At 45.7% G+C, this 2,222-nt stretch carries 1 protein-coding gene; it reads right to left on the minus strand.

The annotated features are described in order from the left end of the window. A partial coding sequence (locus AB4653_RS10720; protein WP_372104117.1) for a VCBS domain-containing protein occupies window positions 1–2,222 on the minus strand: 2,222 nt, incomplete at both ends.

Consider the following 2,222-nt stretch of genomic DNA (forward strand, 5'->3'; position numbering starts at 1 on the left):
GATCAACCGAAGCTCCCATTTCCGTTGCAATACCTTCAACCACTATGGTTTGAGTACCACTGCCGCCATTGATTGGAATCGATAGTGCGATATCGTCTCCATCAACAGACACTTCAATCATGCCAAGCAGCTCAGCCATTTGAGTTTCATCTTGTGGGTCTTCAAGTAGATCATTTAGGTCAATCAGATCACCGGCGCCCTCCGTATAAAGCTCAAAGTCTTTAATGATATCGGTCCCATTGTCGAGCGTAGAGTCTAGCCAAGTGAAGATGTTGTCTCCGCTATCTCCAATCAGCAGATCGTTGCCTGACTCGGCATACAAAGGTTCATTACTCGCTGCACTAATAACGTTATATTGCTGCGGTTCTTCGATATCTATGGTGACCGTCTCTACCGTGCTTTCTGCGCCATTAGAGTCGACCGCGACATAATCAAACTGCGGGCCTTCAGTTACCGCCTCGTTACCTTGGACATAGCGTAACTCCCAACTGCCCCCTGTCGATGACAACTCCATTCCAACGATCGGATTATCTGGTGATGAATAACTAAAATCATAAAGAAGTTGGCTATTTCCGGTGTCTCCGGGGTCTTTCTGATACTGCTCTGTATGCGTTGTACCATCAGCAAAGGTATAGAGTACTTCAACATAAACATTACTATTGGTGTTAAATGAACCACCCAAACCATCTAAACCAAAATCAACGACCCCTAATGGGTTATTCGTAAAATCGAGGACTAAGGTCTCCTGTTTGTTCATACCTCTACCATCGGTATCACCAATACCAAAACCGACATGAGACTGTTCACCTTGATACTGTTTCAAAGGTTTATTATTGTTGTCTTCAATCGTAACCGTAATCGTATTGCCGTTATCTAGGGTAATAAGTCTCTCGGTTGGTGACACCGCGACGCCCCAATTATAGAAACCATCAACGAGCTCTGGCATATCGTCAGGGTCACCACTGAAGCCCATTTCAAACATTTCTCCTGGCCCGGCAACGAAGCTGATATTATTTGGGACAAACAACACACCGTTGTCGACGTCAGACTGCACAATTTCTCTCGTGACGCCATTTTCATCGGTATACAAAAGGCTGCCGTTGGTTGGCAAACTTTCTATCCGAATATTAAGTGGAATGTCGTCATGATCATCTTCTATATCTGAGATGTAATCTGGCATGCCGCCATCTTCAGAATCGAAGAGGATAGGTATAATCGCGTCCTCATCATTAACGACCGTGAAACTGGTCGCTTCAGGTGCGTCATTGACACCATTGATGGTTATCTCGATAACATGCTCTACACCATCGATGGCGGTGACGACATATCGCTCAATAACCGTGTCGTCATCGTTCAAGTATTGAACCGCATCGTTATCAACGACATAACTCCATGCCCCTTCAGGAGTAATCGTTAACATACCTAGTGCAAGTGCATAAGTAGATCCAACAGGGGTAAACACGCCATTAGGTTTAAATGCAGGCATGTCACTCGTGTCGACGTCAGTAATCGTTAAAGTACCGGACACCGAGAGTTCGTTGGTATCTTCATTGACATCGACGTCCTCTGTCACTTCTCCCACGTCAGAGTCACCTTCCCCAATCGTAATCTCAGATGGATCATCAGCACCATTAATAGTGATTGTCACTTCACTTGTGGTTCCGTCAATCGCAGTAACCGTGTAAACCTCGGTGATAAATTCATCGTCATCGAGATATTGCACATCATCGTTGTCGACGACGTAAGTCCATTCGCCATCGTCGGTAATGGTCAACATACCCAACGCAATATCATTGGTCGAACCTTCAGGATTAAACGTTCCGTTAGGTTGAAAAGCCGCCACATCATTAGCATCAACATCGGTAATCGTCAGTGTTCCCGTCGCCATCAAGTCGTTACTCTCCGGGTCAACATCGACATCTTCCGTCACCTCACCCATGTCTGAGTCACCTTCTCCGACAGTAATTTCGGATGGATCATCAGCACCATTGATGGTGATAGTTACTTCACTTGTGGTTCCGTCAATCGCAGTCACCGTGTAAACCTCGGTGACAAATTCATCGTCATCGAGATATTGCACATCGTCGTTGTCTACGACGTAAGTCCATTCGCCATCGTCGGTAATGGTCAACATACCCAACGCAGTATCATTGGTCGAACCTTCAGGATTAAACGTTCCGTTAGGTTGAAAAGCCGCCACATCATTAGCATCAACATCGGTA

The organism is Vibrio sp. 10N.222.48.A3 (genome assembly GCF_041475345.1).
Taxonomy (GTDB): Bacteria; Pseudomonadota; Gammaproteobacteria; order Enterobacterales; family Vibrionaceae; genus Vibrio; species Vibrio tasmaniensis_A.